At 70.5% G+C, this 14,471-nt stretch carries 13 protein-coding genes and 2 pseudogenes; 2 read left to right on the top strand and 13 right to left on the bottom strand.

The window, feature by feature from the left end; translation table 11 throughout:
- The 11 genes and pseudogenes from ACFXGI_RS02435 to ACFXGI_RS02485 all read right to left on the bottom strand — a co-directional run.
- Positions 1–1,011 carry an NAD(P)H-dependent flavin oxidoreductase gene (locus ACFXGI_RS02435; protein ID WP_384702087.1) on the bottom strand — a complete coding sequence of 337 codons (1,011 nt, stop codon included), beginning with the start codon at positions 1,009–1,011 and terminating at the stop codon, positions 1–3.
- Positions 1,008–1,880 (bottom strand): hypothetical protein, encoded by an 873-nt coding sequence (locus ACFXGI_RS02440; RefSeq protein ID WP_384702090.1) that lies wholly within the window; start codon positions 1,878–1,880, stop codon positions 1,008–1,010. The genes ACFXGI_RS02435 and ACFXGI_RS02440 overlap by 4 nt, the downstream gene beginning before the upstream one ends.
- On the bottom strand, positions 1,867–2,781 hold the full coding sequence (locus ACFXGI_RS02445) for a diiron oxygenase (protein WP_384702093.1): 915 nt from the start codon (positions 2,779–2,781) through the stop codon (positions 1,867–1,869). The genes ACFXGI_RS02440 and ACFXGI_RS02445 overlap by 14 nt, the downstream gene beginning before the upstream one ends.
- 5 nt (positions 2,782–2,786) lie before the next feature.
- A complete protein-coding gene (locus ACFXGI_RS02450) occupies positions 2,787–3,743 on the bottom strand; it encodes an inositol monophosphatase family protein (RefSeq protein WP_384702095.1) in 957 nt (318 codons plus the stop codon).
- The gene (locus ACFXGI_RS02455) at positions 3,740–5,098 is read right to left on the bottom strand and encodes an aspartate aminotransferase family protein (protein WP_384702098.1); all 1,359 of its coding nucleotides are present in this window, start codon (positions 5,096–5,098) and stop codon (positions 3,740–3,742) included. Before ACFXGI_RS02455 ends, ACFXGI_RS02450 begins: the two co-directional genes overlap by 4 nt.
- 104 nt (positions 5,099–5,202) lie before the next feature.
- Complete coding sequence (locus tag ACFXGI_RS02460; protein ID WP_384702100.1) at positions 5,203–5,727, bottom strand: hypothetical protein; 525 nt, start codon at positions 5,725–5,727, stop codon at positions 5,203–5,205.
- Between the two features lie 227 nt (positions 5,728–5,954).
- Positions 5,955–6,956, bottom strand: a complete 1,002-nt coding sequence (locus ACFXGI_RS02465) for a phosphotransferase family protein (protein WP_384702103.1) — start codon at positions 6,954–6,956, stop codon at positions 5,955–5,957.
- Positions 6,957–6,987: 31 nt separating this feature from the next.
- Positions 6,988–7,938 (bottom strand): ROK family protein, encoded by a 951-nt coding sequence (locus ACFXGI_RS02470; RefSeq protein WP_384702106.1) that lies wholly within the window; start codon positions 7,936–7,938, stop codon positions 6,988–6,990.
- The gene (locus ACFXGI_RS02475) at positions 7,935–9,071 is read right to left on the bottom strand and encodes a zinc-binding dehydrogenase (protein ID WP_384702109.1); all 1,137 of its coding nucleotides are present in this window, start codon (positions 9,069–9,071) and stop codon (positions 7,935–7,937) included. Before ACFXGI_RS02475 ends, ACFXGI_RS02470 begins: the two co-directional genes overlap by 4 nt.
- Before the next feature lie 151 nt (positions 9,072–9,222).
- A complete protein-coding gene (locus tag ACFXGI_RS02480; protein WP_384702684.1) occupies positions 9,223–11,058 on the bottom strand; it encodes a glycoside hydrolase family 15 protein in 1,836 nt (611 codons plus the stop codon).
- 216 nt (positions 11,059–11,274) lie between these two features.
- Positions 11,275–11,430: pseudogene (locus tag ACFXGI_RS02485) on the bottom strand (hypothetical protein); the annotation flags it as partial.
- Between ACFXGI_RS02485 and ACFXGI_RS02490 the strand changes: the two are divergent.
- Positions 11,408–11,612 (top strand): annotated as a pseudogene (locus ACFXGI_RS02490) (LysR family transcriptional regulator); the annotation flags it as partial. The pseudogenes ACFXGI_RS02485 and ACFXGI_RS02490 sit on opposite strands and share 23 nt — an antisense overlap.
- Positions 11,613–11,688: 76 nt before the next feature.
- Here the strand turns inward: ACFXGI_RS02490 and ACFXGI_RS02495 are convergent.
- Complete coding sequence (locus tag ACFXGI_RS02495) at positions 11,689–12,306, bottom strand: TetR/AcrR family transcriptional regulator (protein WP_384702112.1); 618 nt, start codon at positions 12,304–12,306, stop codon at positions 11,689–11,691.
- A 105-nt stretch (positions 12,307–12,411) separates the two neighbouring features.
- On the opposite strand from ACFXGI_RS02495, the gene ACFXGI_RS02500 reads away from it, so the two are divergent.
- A complete protein-coding gene (locus ACFXGI_RS02500; protein WP_384702114.1) occupies positions 12,412–12,765 on the top strand; it encodes a hypothetical protein in 354 nt (117 codons plus the stop codon).
- A gap of 128 nt (positions 12,766–12,893) precedes the next feature.
- Here ACFXGI_RS02500 and ACFXGI_RS02505 read toward each other — a convergent pair whose 3' ends face one another.
- Positions 12,894–13,922, bottom strand: a complete 1,029-nt coding sequence (locus tag ACFXGI_RS02505; RefSeq protein WP_384702117.1) for a CorA family divalent cation transporter — start codon at positions 13,920–13,922, stop codon at positions 12,894–12,896.
- Between the last annotated feature and the right edge of the window lie 549 nt (positions 13,923–14,471).

Consider the following 14,471-nt stretch of genomic DNA (forward strand, 5'->3'; position numbering starts at 1 on the left):
TCACCTCTCCTGGATCCGGTGCAGCTGTCGGGAGTCCGTCGGGGGCCGGCGCGCGCTCTCGTACTCCAGGCGGACCCGGGCAACGGTGACGGCGGCCGGGTGCAGGGCGGTGACGCGGGTGCAGGACCGGCCGCAGTACATGGCCATCTCCTCGATGCGGCCGGTGGTGGCCTCGCTCGGAGCCGCCGCGCTGTAGCGCGGTACCGGGTGGTCCCGGCCGTCCACCCGGGTGGTCGCCATGAAGGTGGCCGGGGCGCGGTCCGAGGCATTGGTGAGGGGGTTGCGCAGGACGCGGTGCGGGCGGTTCGGCCAGCCGATGTCGAAGAGGGAGGTGATGAGGGTGTCGTCGGCCACGGCCTCGACCACCCGGCGTTTGAACTCCGGGTGCGCGGTGGATTCTGCGGCCGGGATGAACAGGGTTCCGGCCATGGCCCCGTCCGCGCCGCGCACCACGGCTTCCGCGAGGTCCTTCCCGGTGGCGATCCCGCCCGCGACGGCCAGGACCGCGTGCGGGTGGCGGGCCCGGACGGCGGCCAGCAGGAGGTCCACGGGCAGTCGGCCGAGCAGGTGGCCGCCGGCTTCGGTGCCCTGGAGGACCAGGACCGCCGCGCCCTGCCCAAGAGCCGTGTCGGCGTCCCTGAGGGTGCCGACCTGGACCACCAGCGGGTGTCCGGCTGCCCGCACGGCCTGGACGGCGTCGGTGTCGGGCAGCCCGAAAGAGGCGACGAAGCAGCCCCGGGGCAGTTCGGGCAGGACGGCCCGGAGCTGATCCAGACAGCCGGCCGGCCCGGTGACCTCGGGGACCACGTTCACCCCGAACGGGCGGCCGGTGGCGGCCGCCACCTCCCGGACCAGCCGGGCGGCCCGCGCGGGCGCCTCCTTGTACAGCGCGAGGGTCCCGCCCGCTCCGGCCCGGGACACCTCGGCGCACAGGGCCGGGCCGGCGACGGCGCCCATCCCGGCCTGGAGCAGCGGCAGTTCGAGGCCGAGCCGGGCGGTCAGCCGGGTCACGGGCGTTCCCCCGTCTGCCGCACCGCGCGGTGCGCGGCGGCCAGGTCCCCTTCGAAGACGTCGCCCAGCACGTGTACCCAGCGTTCCAGGCCGAAGGCGACGCAGCCGGTGAAGGCGGGGCGGCCCGCGTGGCTGATGGCGCGGCGCTCGCCGAAGAAGTTGCGGTGGTTGTTGGTGGACGCGACGGCGGTGCCGTCGGTGTGCAGGTACTCGTTCTTGACCGGGGCCAGCAACTGCATGACGGTGCGGGCGCCGTCCTTCTCGAAGAACGGGTCGGTGGCGGGCTGCCGGTCCAGGGGGAGGCCGAGGGCCGCGCCGAAGGCGAGGATCCGCTCCTCGTGTCGGTGAAGGTGGGTCCGTACGGCTTCGGCGGAGCCGACGCACACGATCTCCCGCATGGTGAACCCCCAGAGTCTGCGCAACCCGTCCTGGTGGTCCTCGTTGCGGAAGCACTGCGCGGCGGTGGTGATCAGTACGGGGGTGTCGGCGCTGGTGCCGGTGAGGTGCAGGAAGCAGCCGTAGCAGGCCGCGGAGGGCAGCATGTGGGTGGCGTCGGCCAGCTCGGATGCGGGCAGCGCGGTGGTGGCCCCGGGCGGAGCCGCGGCGAGGGCGGCCAGCCGGTCGGGGCGGATCCGGGTGACCGGGCTGCCCAGGTGCGGGAAGTTGCGGAAGTAGTCGAGGGACCGCAGGTCTTCGGCCCTCAGCAGCGGCGGGTAGCTCTGCTGCCGGGCTCCGGCCTCGGTGCCCCAGCGGGTGAACACCGCGTCGAGTGCGTCCCGCAGCAGAACGGCGGGTTCGTCGAGGGTGGCGAGTCCGTCCCGGACCGACCAGGTGGGCCCGGTGGTGGCCGTGGGGTCAGTGACGGGCATCGAACGCCCCGATCCGGTGGAGGAAGTCGGTGGTCTTGTGCAGGACATTGGCGTGGGCGGCCTGCCGGGCGGGGTGGGCGAGCAGCCGCCGGCGCAGCGCGAAGCCGTCCGGAAGGCCCGCGTCGCGGTAGACGGTCGGGTTGTAGAAGGACTCCATGCTGGTGGCGATGTAGCGGCTGAGGTAGTCGCGCAGTTCGAGCCGGGCCGCCTCGTCCAGGCCGCTGTCGAGGAGCCGCTCCCACAGCAGTTGCACCAGGCGGCAGCCGAAGGCGATGTGCCGGGACTCGTCCTGGTGGTGCAGCCGGTTGATGTGCCGGATGGTCCCGTGCAGCCGGCGGTCGGCGGCCAGCCGGACGTTGTAGTGGTCGACGATCTGCTCGAAGATCAGGATCCTGGCGAAGACCAGGAAGTTCTCGATGCCCGGGTCGCGCGGAGCCTCGGGCAGTTTGACCGACTTGTCAGGGTAGATCTTGTGGGCGTACTTGAGGCAGAAGGTGGCGAAGAACCACATGTGGTCGTTCTCCTCCCCGATGAAGTGATGGAAGAACTCGGAGGGGAGCTCGAAGCCGGGTAGGTGGATGCGCCGGGTGACCTCGATGAGCAGTTCGCGGATGCCGTGCACGTTGAGGCTGTAGAAGTTGATGCTCTCCCACCGGCTCAGGGCCTGGAGCCGGCCGGGGCTCAGTTCGTCCATGAGCTCGGTTCCGTGGACGGAGAGCAGTTCGGGGGACATCCACAGCCCGTCGGCGGGGATCGTGGGCGGCCAGTCGAAAGTGGTGTACGGGTTGTAGTAGTCCGCGGTGGCTTTGTCGGAGAGCCGGTCGAGCAGGGCCCTGAACTCGGTGTCGTCCGCTGTCGCCGTGCCGGCTGATCCGGTGGGCGGTGTGTTCCGCGGGGGCATTGGCGTCACTCCTTCCATCGAACGGCAGACAGCAGGGCCCGGTGGAGTTCGGGGGTGGATGCAGCCACGCAGGACCGCTGGTTGTCGATACTCAGGTCGGTCAGGACGGTCTCGCCGAGCGGCTGTCCGTAGCCGTCGGTGATGACCGTGCCGGCACGCTCGGCGAGGAAGACGGCCGCCGCGATGTCGTACGGGAAGAGGTGCAGGACCCGGCCGTTGCCGACGCGTTCGAACTCGGGCAGCAGCGCCGGGTCGTCACGCAGCAGCCGGTTGCCGATGTCCACGTACGCGTCGAGCTGGCCGGTGAGCAGCCGGGAGATGGACCAGGTCGCGCTGTTGAAGACGAAGACACCGCCGGTGTTGGCCGAGCGGTCGATGAGGTGGCCGTAGGCCTCGGTCATCAGGCGGGCCGGGTGGCCGTTGAACTCCAGCGACCAGAACATCCGCGCGGGGTCGGTGGTGCGGGTCAGCGCCGGGACGGGGTGGTCGTAGCCGTGCGCCGTGATGCCGGGCGTCGCCAGGTCCCCGTAGAGGTAGGCGCCCGTACGCAGTTCCATCAGCAGCGCGTGCTCGACGTCGGCGATGCGCGGGCGCTGCGACATTCGGGCGACGGCGACCGAGACGGTGGCCGACTCCAGGCCGGCGACGGCGGGCCGGGTGCCGTCGATGGGGTCGACGACCAGCAGGTGGGCCGGGTCGGTGCCGTGGTACTGCAGGCCGCGGTCCTCGGAGTAGACGGCGACGGGCAGGTCGTGACCGACGACGTACTTCCAGACGGCGGCCTCCGCGACCTCGTCGAGGCCGAACTGGGCGTCCCCTCCCGGCGAGTGGCCCCGGACCAGGCGACTGCCGGCCCGGTGCTGGGCGGCCAGCACGGCCCCGCGGACGGCACGGGCGAGGCCGGTCACGTACTGCCGCACGGCCGCGGCCCCGGGCGGGCTGCCGTGCGCGGTGTCCGTCATACGGCGGCCTCGGCGGCGAAGAGGGCTTCGAGCCGGTCGCAGAGCAGATCGGCCTCGGCGCGGGTGAGGATCAGCGGCGGGCGGATCTTGATCACGTTCCCCCGGCCGTAACGGGAGGTGCGCAGGACCAGGCCATGGTCCATGCCGCGCCGGGCCAGGGTTTGGGCGCGTTCGCTGTGCGGGCGGCCCGCGTCGTCGCCGATCTCGATCCCGATCATCAGGCCGAGGCCTCGTACGTCCACGACGGCGGGGTGCAAGACGGCCAGAGCGCGCAGCCGTTCCATGATGTGGGCGCCGACCTCCCGGACGTTCTCCAGGAAGCCGGGGCGGCCTATCACCTCGAGGGTGGTGGCCGCGGCGGCTGCGGCGAGGACGTTGCCGCCGTAGGTGAAGGAGTGGTGGTCGGCGCTCAGCCCGGACATCCGCTCGTCGGCGACGATGGCCGCGATCTGGGCGCCGGAGCCGCCGAGGCCCTTCGCGGTGGTCAGGATGTCGGGCCGGACCCCGTAGTGCTCTGCGGCGAACATCCGGCCCACCCGGCCGATGCCGGTCTGGATCTCGTCGAAGACGAGGACGATGCCCCGTTCGTCGCACAGCGTTCGCAGCGCGGGCAGATAGCCGTCGGGGGGCACGATGTTGCCGCCGCTGCCGGAGACCGGTTCGACGACCACACACGCCACGCTGCCGGAACTGGCGTGGTCGAGGAAGTCGTTGATGCGCTCGACGCAGAGCATGCCGCAGCTGTCGGGACCCGCCTGACGGTAGAAGCAACGCAGGCAGTAGGGGTCGGGAACCTGGAGCACGCCGGGCATCAGGTGCGGAAACGGGGCCTTGCGAAAGGACTCGCCCGACATGGTCGTCGTCATCATGGTCTGGCCGTGGTGACTGCGGAACAAGGTGATGACGTCGCGGCGGCCGGTGGCGAGCTGCGCCATCTTGACCGCGCCCTCGTTGGCGGTGGAGCCGCCCGACACCTTGAGGTGCACCTTGGTCAGGTTCGGCGGGGTGACCTCGACCAGCCACCGGACCAGCTCGTTGACGGGGGCGGTCTGGAAGGTCGAGGTCGTGTGCACCAGCCGTTCGGCCTGGTCGCGCATGGCCTTGACCACTTCGGGGTGCCCGTAGCCGAGGCTCAGGTTGAAAGTGCCGGACGCGCAGTCCAGGTACTCGTTGCCGTCGGTGTCGTACAGGTGGACGCCTTCGCCGTGGTCCATCTCGTACGCGCTGACCGGGTAGTACAGGTGGTTCTGCGCGTAGCTCAGGGCCTCGCCGCGGACGTCGCTCCGGGCACCGATTCGCGCGTCACTCCGGGCATCGCTCTGCGTATCGCATTGGGCGCGCATGAGATCAGCCATGTGTCTCCTGTCGGCTTCCGTCCCACGGACACGGTGGACGGCGGGATATCAATATCTCCGGGCAGCGGTCCGGAAGGTTCCCTACGGGATTCCGTGGCCGGATTTCACACATCCAGAACGAAGGTGAATGCGGCGTCCCACCCCTCGGACGTCTCCCGCACATCCATCAGACATTCTGGCCGGAAATATTTGTCAAGGTGGTTTCGGCGTTCCCCGGGGAAATACAGCATCGTGGTCAGTACCGCTCCGCCGGGCGGCTGCACCTTCACGTGCACGTGTCGCGTCCGCCCCGGGTACACGGCGGGCAGCACCGTCTCCAGCCGCCACCGCCCCTCGGTGTCGGCGAACTGGTGGCCGCGCAGCAGAAAACCATCGTCGTAGACCCCTTCGTCCCCGACCTGCCAGAAGTCGAGCAGGGTGCCGCCGATCGGTTTGCCCTCGGGGGTGCGAACGGCGCCGTGCAGCACCATCGGAACGCCTCCTGCCACATCACCCCGGAAGCTGGTCCTGCAGGGGGTGTCGGGCTTGTAGTAAGGCCCTTCACGCAAGGCGGGCGTCGGTGGCGTCCCGTTGCAGCGAACGGTCGGCGTGAGCGTCTTCAGGACGTTTTCCGGACTTCCGTTCTCCACGGTGGAATTCTCCCTTGGTCAAGGATCTTCGCTTCCGTCCAGGCAGACTAACCAGAATTCCCGATGTTGAGAAGAAGGCCCTGTGTCACCTCTCCGCCATTTATTGGACGTCTATTTCCAGGGCTTCGGTGATCCGCAAGGACAGCAGTCGTCTCCCGGGGCAAGAGCGGCGCACGGGTCGGATGGGACAGGCCGGCCATCGTTGGCACGTGCTTGTCCGGCCGCACTCAGTACCGGTCGGCTGCGGACCGGCGCAGCGCGGCGCGGGCGCGGGCGAAGTAGGCCGGGTCGGGTGGTGCGGTGAGGATGTCGGCCAGCGCGAAGAGGTCCAGTGTCCGGCTGAGCCGTAGCCAGTCCACCGGCAGCCGGCCGTTCCCCTCCCGGAAGCCCTCGACGAAGCCCGCGGTGAAGGCCGGCGGGTACTCGTGGGCGAAGCGCAGCATGTTCCCGACGTCGAAGAGCGGGGAGCCGCTGAAGGCGAGCTCCCAGTCGAGCACGGCGGCCACCGCCCACTGCCCGTTGTGCCGTTGGACCAGGACGTTCTTCGGGTTGAAGTCGCAGTGCACCAGACTGCGTTCACCCGCCACGGCGGCGAGTGCCCGGGGCCCCCGGCGGGCCAGGTCACGCAGTACGGCCGCGTCCGTCCCGCTCAGCGGCCCGTCCGCGGCCGAGGTCGCCAGACAGCGGTCGACGAAACCGGGCAGGTCACCCAGAGGAGCCGCGCCGTCCGGGGTCGGGACCAGCGAAGAGTCTCCGAAAGCGCCCGGGCGGGGCAGCCTGACCCGGCCGATCCGCGCCAGCACTGCGCCGACGGCCCGGCCCAGGGCCCGCGCCTCGCCGCTCACCGGGCCGTCCGCGAGCACCTGGCTGAGCGGGGTCCCGTCCACGAACCGGTAGAGCAGGGTCGGGCGACCTGTGGCCCGGCCGTGCGGATCGGCCGCGACCACCGCGGTCACCGGGACGGTACTGGCCGCCGCCCGGCCGAGGACGGCTACCTCCACCGCACAGGTGTTGCGCGGGACCCGACTGCCGCTGGGCCGGTAGCGGCGCAGCACGTAGCGCTCCGCTCCCGGTACGTCGGCGGACTCGGCCGTGAGCACGGCCATGTCGTTGGTGAACCCGCCGGGCAGCGGGTCCACGTCGTGCAGCCGGGCACCGGGCAGGGCCTGCCGGGTCAGCCAGGCGTGGGTGGCCGGGTCGAGGAAGCCCACCGGATCGGGGCGCGTCACATCGGCCAGCCTGCCCGGCCCGGGGCCGTCCTCATTCCTCCGTTCCCCCCGATGGCCCAGCGCCGGACCACGGCCGCTGCCGCCCGGCGGCGGCCGCCCCTGCCGCCAGCACCAGTCCGCCCGCCGGTCCGGCGAGACGGCCGAGCCGGGCCGGGACCACGAATTCCTCGGCCGCGTGCTCGGGCAGCCCGGGGTATCCCGCCAGTGCCGCGGCCAGCTCGGCGCGGAGCAGCGGGAACAGCCCGGGGAGTTCCGCGACGCCGCCTCCGATCACGATCCGCTGGGGCGCGGTCGTGTAGACGATGTTGCGCAGCCCCGCGGCGAGGTAGGCCGCCTCCAGCCGCAGCGCCTCGCGCAGGGTTTCGCCGGTCAGTTCTTCGGCCGGGGTCCCCCATCGGGCGCCCATCGCCTCGCCGCCCGCCAGCCCCTCCCAGCAGTCGCCGTGGAAGGGGCAGGAGCCGGGGAAGGAGTCGCCCGCGATCCGGGGCACCGCGAGGTGGCCCATCTCGGTGTGGACCAGGCCGCTGACCACCTTGCCTCCGATCACCGCGCCGCCGCCGATGCCGGTGCCGACGGTGAGGTAGACGTACGTGTCCAGGCCGCGCGCCGCGCCCCAGCGGCCCTCGCCGAGGGCCGCGCCGTTGACGTCGGTGTCGATGCCCACCGGCACGCCGAGCGCGGCGGCGACCGGGCCGGCGACGTCCACCCCGGACCAGCCGGGTTTGGGGGTGGCGGCGAGGTGCCCGAACTTGGCATGGTCCGGGCGCAGTTCGAGAGGCCCGAAGGAGGCGATGCCGATCGCCTCAAGCGGTCCGGTCTCGGCCGCCGTCTCCTGGAAGAAGGCGATGGCCCGGGCCAGGGTGGGGCCCGGTTCGCCGGTCGGGAACCGGATCTCGGCCTCGATCCGGTCGGGGGCCGAGCCGACCAGGCAGACGAACTTGGTCCCGCCGGACTCGATCGACCCGAGCCGCGGCGCGCTCACACCCCCACCGGCCAGCCGTCGGCGCCGACCGGGCCGGAGTGCGAGCGGATGACGACCTTGAGCGCTTCGTAGCGCGGTGTCCGTCCGGTGCCGTCGTACACGTCGCCCTGGGTGAGGCCGCCGAGCGCGGCGAAGGCCTCTGCGTGATGTTCGAGCGGGAACTCGTGCGTCACCAGTCGCTCCAGGGCCGGGACGGCGCCGGAGCCAGGTCTGTGGAGGCCGCCGAGTTCGGCGGCCAGGTCCACGGCCACCGGGAAGATGTCGGCCCGGTAGTCGCCGGCGCCGATCAGCCGGATGCCCCGATTGGTGAGCTGAAGCGGGCGCAGCGGCACGGTGTACGTGTCGTCGAAGCCCATCACCACCACCCGGCCACCGTCGTCGATCAGCCGTAACGCCGCGTCCAAGCCGGTGCCCGTGGTGTCGAAGACGACGGAGGGACGCTCACCACCCATGGCTTTCACCACGGCTTCGGCCGTGTCCGTTCCGGCCACGTCCACCACGTCCACCACGTGCGCGCTCTGTTCGCGGGCCTGCTCCAGCCGGTAACCGTCCGGTTCGGCGACGGTGACCCGGCGCGCCTGGCGGGCTGCGACGAGTGCGGTCAGCATCCCGATCGGGCCCGCGCCGAGCACTACCACGGTGTCGTCAAAGGTGACGGAGGCGGCCTTGACGTTGCTCAGGACGCAGGCAAGCGGCTCGATCAGGACCGCACTACGGAAGGGCAGTCCGGCGGGAACCCGCTCGACGAAACGTTCCGGCAGAGTCACAGCCTCGGCGTACGTGCCGTCCCGGTCGACGCCGACCTCGGTCCCGGCCTTGTGACGGCAGAAGTTGGTCGCGCCCCGGCGGCACGGAACGCACCACCCGCAGTACAGCGTGGGGTTGACCACCACCCGGTCCCCCACCTCGACTGAACTCACCTGCGGCCCCGTCTCCCGCACCACACCTACCGACTCGTGCCCGAGCACCACGCCCGGCCGTGCGGGGAACCGACCGAGCAGGATCTTGCGGTCCGTTCCGCAGACCCCCGTACCCACGATCTCCACCACGACGTCGTCACGGTTCACGAGCCGCGCGGCAGGCCGGTCCTGCAGTTCGGCGGAGCTTGGACCCAGATAGACGAGAGCGCGCACGAGTACCTCCCCATCGGTTTCCTGCGAGGACGCTAGCGCAGCCGAACGCGGCCGGACACGGCGCCTCTGAGCCACTCCGCGGCCGTGGCCGGCTGCAGCCGTCGACCCGCAGCGACGTGTCGGGCACCGCGGTCCGGGCGATGATGCTGCGTCAGCCCAGCGCGCGGTCGAGGTTGAAGGCGGCGCTGATCAGCGAGAGGTGCGTGAAGGCCTGGGGGAAGTTGCCCAGCTGTTCACCGGTCGGGCCGATCTCCTCCGCGAACAGACCGAGGTGGTTGGCATAGGTGAGCATCTTCTCGAAGGCGAGCCTGGCCTCCTCCAGCCGGCCCGCCCTGGCCAGCGCCTCTACATACCAGAAGGAGCAGATCGAGAAGGTGCCCTCGGGGCCGTGCAGGCCGTCCGGGCTGGCGGTCGGGTCGTAGCGGTACACCAGCGAGTCGGAGACCAGGTCCGTGGTGAGCGCGTCCAGGGTGGAGAGCCACTTGGGGTCGGTGGGCGAGACGAACTTGGCCATCGGCATCATCAGCAGCGAGGCGTCCAGCACGTGGTCGTCCAGCCCTTGGACGAACGCTCCTCGCTCGGCCGACCAGCCGCGCTGCATGATCTGCCGGTAGATCGCGTCCCGGGACTCCCGCCAGCGGGTCAGGTCCGCCGGCAGACCGCGGCGGTTCGCCATGCGCATCGCGCGCTCCAGCGCCACCCAGCACATCAGCCGCGAGTACACGAAGTTCCGCCGGCCCGCCCTGGTCTCCCACACCCCCTCGTCGGGCTGGTCCCAGTGCTCGCACAGCCAGTCCACGACGGCACCGACCTCGTCCCAGCGGTCACTGCTGATCGGCTGCCCCCACTTGTCGTAGAGGTAGATCGAGTCGATCAGCGCACCGTAGATGTCCAGCTGGAGCTGGCCGGTGGCGGCGTTGCCCACCCGGACCGGCGCGGAGCCGAGGTACCCCTCCAGGTGCAGAAGCTCGTATTCGGGCAAGTCGGTGCGCCCGTCGATGCCGTACATGATCTGCAACGGACCGGTCTCCCCAGTGCCCCGCAAGATGCCCCGCTCGGAGATGAACCCCATGAACGCCTCGGCCTCCGAGGTGAACCCCAGGCGCAGCATCGCGTAGACGCAGAAGGCGGCGTCGCGGACCCAGACGTAGCGGTAGTCCCAGTTGCGCTCGCCGCCGATCTGCTCGGGCAGGCTGGTGGTCGGTGCGGCGACGATCGCACCGGTCGGCGCGTAGGTGAGCAGCTTCAGCAGCAGCGCGGAGCGGTTGACCATCTCCCGCCACCGCCCGTGGTAGCGCGAACCGGCCAGCCAGTGGCGCCAGAACCGGACGGTCGCCTCGGCCTGCTCCTGCGCCTCTGCGCGCGGGCACGACCGGGGCGGGACGTCGTCGCCGACCTGGTCGAGGGCGAACACGTGGGACTCTCCCTCAAGCAGCTTGAAGTGCGACCACACGTCCAGCCCGTCGGTTTCCAGGGGCGCGGTGGCGGTCAGCGCGAGCGTCAGCGACGGGGAGCGGAACACCGCCGTGTGGCCTTCGAGGTGCGTGGTGTGCGCTTCGGCGCCGTAGCCGAAGCGGGGGGCGATCCGCGCCCCGAACGGAAGGGTTCCGCGGACGCAGACCACGCGCCGGATCAGCCGGTGCCGGGCCGCCTCGCGCGACTCGTCGACCACGGGCATGAAGTCCTGGATCTCCGCCACCCCGTCCGCGGCGAAGAACCGCGTGATCAGCACGTTCGTGTCGGGGAAATAGAACTGTCTGGTTCGGGTGGGAACCTCGGCGGCCAACTCGAACGACCCGCCGCGGTCGGCGTCGAGGATGGACCCGAAGACGCTGGGCGCATCGAAGCGCGGGCAGCAGTACCAGTCGATGGTGCCGTTCGTGCCGACCAGGGCGGTCGTACGGAGATCTCCGATCAGGCCGTGCTCGGAGATCGGGGTGTAACGGCCGCCCTCCGCCTGCCCGAAACCAGTCGTGTCGAACGCCATACCGGCCTCCCTGCCGCTGCCGCTGCCGCTGCCGCCCGAGCCTGGAGATGAAGTCCTACTCTTCATGCTAGTGCTGTGGCCGACAGGTTCGCCGGGTCGGGAAGGGCATCCGCTGGGGCACCACCACGTCCATGGCCTCCTGGGCAGTGGTCCCCGCGCGCTGGCCGCCACGGCCTCGGCGAAGCCGCCGCGAGCGGTCGAGAACGGGGTGCGGACCGGTCCGGGAGCGATGGCGTTCGTCCGTACACCGCATGGCGCAAGCTGCTCCGACAGCGCCTTGGCAAGGCTGGTCAGCGCGGCCTTGCGCCTTCGCTGGTAGCCACGCGAAGGCCGAACCTCATGGCCTCGGGCCGCGGGCTGCGGGCCCACCACTGCCCCGTATGCGCCAGCCGTCGCTGCACCGCCGGGCGTGCGCGTCCTGCCAGTGCGCGGCTGGCCGCGGGAGCAACGGCGCCTGCTCTTGGCCCGGCTCTCCCACCCTACCGTCCGAATTCGTCGTGCGGCTTGCTGCCGCCTTGAGGGCCGCTGCCCTGGGCATCAGCCCGGATCTGTGACCGACGGACCTGGGCCCCGTAACGCGCAAGGGGCGGTGTGACGGCCGGGCGCGCGGTCCACAGGAGCCCTGAACGTTCACTCGCCGGGCGTGGCACCCAAGGCGATGTCCAACAGCGCCTGGGCTGCCTGCCGGGCATCCGTGAACACCTGCGCGTCGTTGCAGGAGGCTGCCAGGGCGTTGGCGCCTTCGAAGAGCACGGCGAGTTGCCGGCCGAGGGCGTCCGGGTCGGCCGCGCCGGCTTCCGCGGCCGCGGCCACCAGGCGATCGCGGAAGGCCTGCTTGTGCCGCTGCGCGAGGCGGGCCACCTCCGGGAGTTCTCCGGCCCCCTCGATGACAGCGTTGTGGAAAGGGCATCCGCGGATCGGCCCCTGCGAATCCCCCTCGACGGGGGCGAAGATCGCCAACAGCCGCTGTGCAGGAGACAGGTCTTCGCGCTCCAGTTCCGCTTCGGCAGCGATCGACTTCTTCGACTCGAACCGGCGGAGGTACTCCTCCACCAGCGCGTTCTTGGTCGAGAAGTGCGCGTAGAAGGTCCGGGGCGAGACGTGCGCGGCCTCGATCAGCGCCGCCACACCCGTGGCGTGGATGCCACGGGTGTAGAAGAGCTCCTCCGCCGCCCGCAGGATGCGCTCACGCGCACCACGCCCGCCGCGAGCCGTCCCGTTCGTCGATGCCGCTGCCGTCGCCTCCATACACGCAAGTATAGCGAACGCTTTACTTCCGATGTGAGGAGACGTGGCGTCGATCTCAGGTAAAGCGATTGCTATACCTTGATGGAGTCGACAGGGGAGATCCCCATGAGACCCTCCTACGCCCAGGCGTCCATCCGGACGGTGTCCGCCGCCAACGGCATCGAGTACGCGTACCGCGAGGTCGGCGGGGGCGGTGCGGCGGAGATCGATCCCTCACCGGTGCTCGACGTCTTCCACACCCCGTCGTCGGAGAGCCGCTCGGTCGGCGAGAAGGCCATGGGACGGATGCTCACACGGGAAGAACTGGACACGCCCACGACGTGGCAGACACGCCAGGCACAGTACGGTGCGGTCACCGCACGGGGCATCCCCGACATCACGCTCCTTGAACGGGTGACGGCCATCCAGGCACCGGTGTTCGTCGCCAACAGCGACAGCGACAGCGACAGCGACCGATGATCCTCCCCCGCTACTCCCACCTGCTCGCCGGTCCGGTCCCGCCGGCACGACTGAAGATCTACCCCGACTCGGCCCACAGGTTCCTGTTCCAGCACCACGCCGATTTCGCCGCCGACGTCGAAGGTTCCTCACCGATCCGCAGTAGACGGGTCTGGTAGTTGACCGGCGGCGGCATCGTGGGACCGGCCGTCCCTGAGCTGGCGCCAGTGCGTCCGGTACAGCACGACGTACATGGCCACGGCCAGGGCGCACACTTGCATGCCGATGCCCAGCCACAGGAAAGTCTGCTCGCTGGCCAAGCTGTTACTGAGGTAGCTGAAGTTCATGCCGAAGAAGCCGGTCAGGAATGACAGCGGCAGGAAGATGACCGAGGCGATCGCGAGTTTGTTGATCACGAGGTTCTGCTGGTCGGCGACGAGCGAGGCGTAGGTGTCGGCGGCCCGTCTGGTTTCGTCCCGCAGGGAATCGATCTCCATCATCACCAGCTGCACGGTGCGCTCGTGCATGCGGTTCAGCGCTCGCCGCTCCTCCGAGAGGCCAGGGTCCGCCATCCTGCGATGGGTGAGGAATTCCTGCGCGATCGCGGCGTAGGGCAGGAACGCGCGGTGCAGCTGGGCCGCACGCCTTCGCAGGTCGGCCAGCCGGTGGACGTGCTGCGACGCCCGCCCCTCGAACATCGCCTCCTCAACCTCCCCCACCTCCAGGAGTGCCTGGGCTGCTGCCCGGCGAAAGACTTCCAGTACGCCCTGCAGAAAGAGGAAGACCGCCATGGCCCCGTTGGAGGGCATGTCCTCCGGCAACCGTCCGATGAAAGTGTCGACCAGTCCCACGGGCCCGTGGTGAATCGTGACGAGGTGGCGTTCGCCGGCGAAGACGTGGATGTGCCTGACGTGGCTGCCGTCGATCACCGGCACGACACATCCGACCGCTCCTGCGTGGTACTCGGCCCGCACGGGTTCATTCTGTCTGCCGAGCCACTCCCACGTTTTGTCATCCAGACCCAGCAGCCGGGCGAGTGGTTGCTCATCGGACGGGGCGTCTTCTCCCCGATCGATGTCCACGATCACGAAGTCGGGGGCTGCCAGACGCCCCCTGACCTCGGACAACGCTGTCCGAGCGACGACACCTTCCGGCATCGACACCACCGATACGATCATCGCCCCTCACCAAGATGACAGTGCTGCCCGGAAGACGGGCCACCATGGCTTCCCGTTTGCACCCCCGGCCGGGCTCCGCGGGCAACGCATTACGACTCAGCCTCTGCAAGCCCACCGGCCACCGGCCACCGGCCACCGGCCACCGGCCACCGGCCACCGGCCACCGGCCACCGGCCACCGGCCACCGGCCACCGGCCACCGGCACGGTACCGCTTGATGCCCCACAGGCAACGGTCCTGGCCGGCAGGCTCGCGGACACACGGGCGAAGTCACCCGGTTCCCCCACCTCCGGCCGACTTTCAGGCACAGAGGTCGCCACCGTCCGGCTGCTGCCGCGCGGACATGAAGATCGCATTGCGCCCCATCTGGGCAGACCGGAGGCGGGAGGCGCCTGATGAGTACGTGATTCCCCTGGGCGGCCCGCGGCAGATGCCGAGGCCTTCGGCAGCAACGGAGTCGCGAGCCGTGTGGAAGCCATGCGATCCCCTCACCGCGACGCTTCCAAACGGACCAACTGACAGCGGCGGGCATCCTGATCGCCTGCTGCTA

Origin of the sequence: Streptomyces sp. NPDC059355, assembly GCF_042752335.1 — a bacterium.
Lineage (GTDB): Bacteria > Actinomycetota > Actinomycetes > Streptomycetales > Streptomycetaceae > Streptomyces.

What these genes read in the sequence shown, in the direction of transcription:
- ACFXGI_RS02440 (WP_384702090.1), bottom strand. Translation starts at nt 1,880, where the DNA reads ATGCCCGTCACTGACCCCACGGCCACCACCGGGCCCACCTGGTCGGTC.
- ACFXGI_RS02445 (WP_384702093.1), bottom strand. Translation starts at nt 2,781, where the DNA reads ATGCCCCCGCGGAACACACCGCCCACCGGATCAGCCGGCACGGCGACA.
- ACFXGI_RS02450 (WP_384702095.1), bottom strand. Translation starts at nt 3,743, where the DNA reads ATGACGGACACCGCGCACGGCAGCCCGCCCGGGGCCGCGGCCGTGCGG.
- ACFXGI_RS02455 (WP_384702098.1), bottom strand. Translation starts at nt 5,098, where the DNA reads ATGGCTGATCTCATGCGCGCCCAATGCGATACGCAGAGCGATGCCCGG.
- ACFXGI_RS02480 (WP_384702684.1), bottom strand. Translation starts at nt 11,058, where the DNA reads ATGGCGTTCGACACGACTGGTTTCGGGCAGGCGGAGGGCGGCCGTTAC.
- ACFXGI_RS02495 (WP_384702112.1), bottom strand. Translation starts at nt 12,306, where the DNA reads ATGGAGGCGACGGCAGCGGCATCGACGAACGGGACGGCTCGCGGCGGG.
- ACFXGI_RS02500 (WP_384702114.1), top strand. Translation starts at nt 12,412, where the DNA reads ATGAGACCCTCCTACGCCCAGGCGTCCATCCGGACGGTGTCCGCCGCC.
- ACFXGI_RS02505 (WP_384702117.1), bottom strand. Translation starts at nt 13,922, where the DNA reads ATGATCGTATCGGTGGTGTCGATGCCGGAAGGTGTCGTCGCTCGGACA.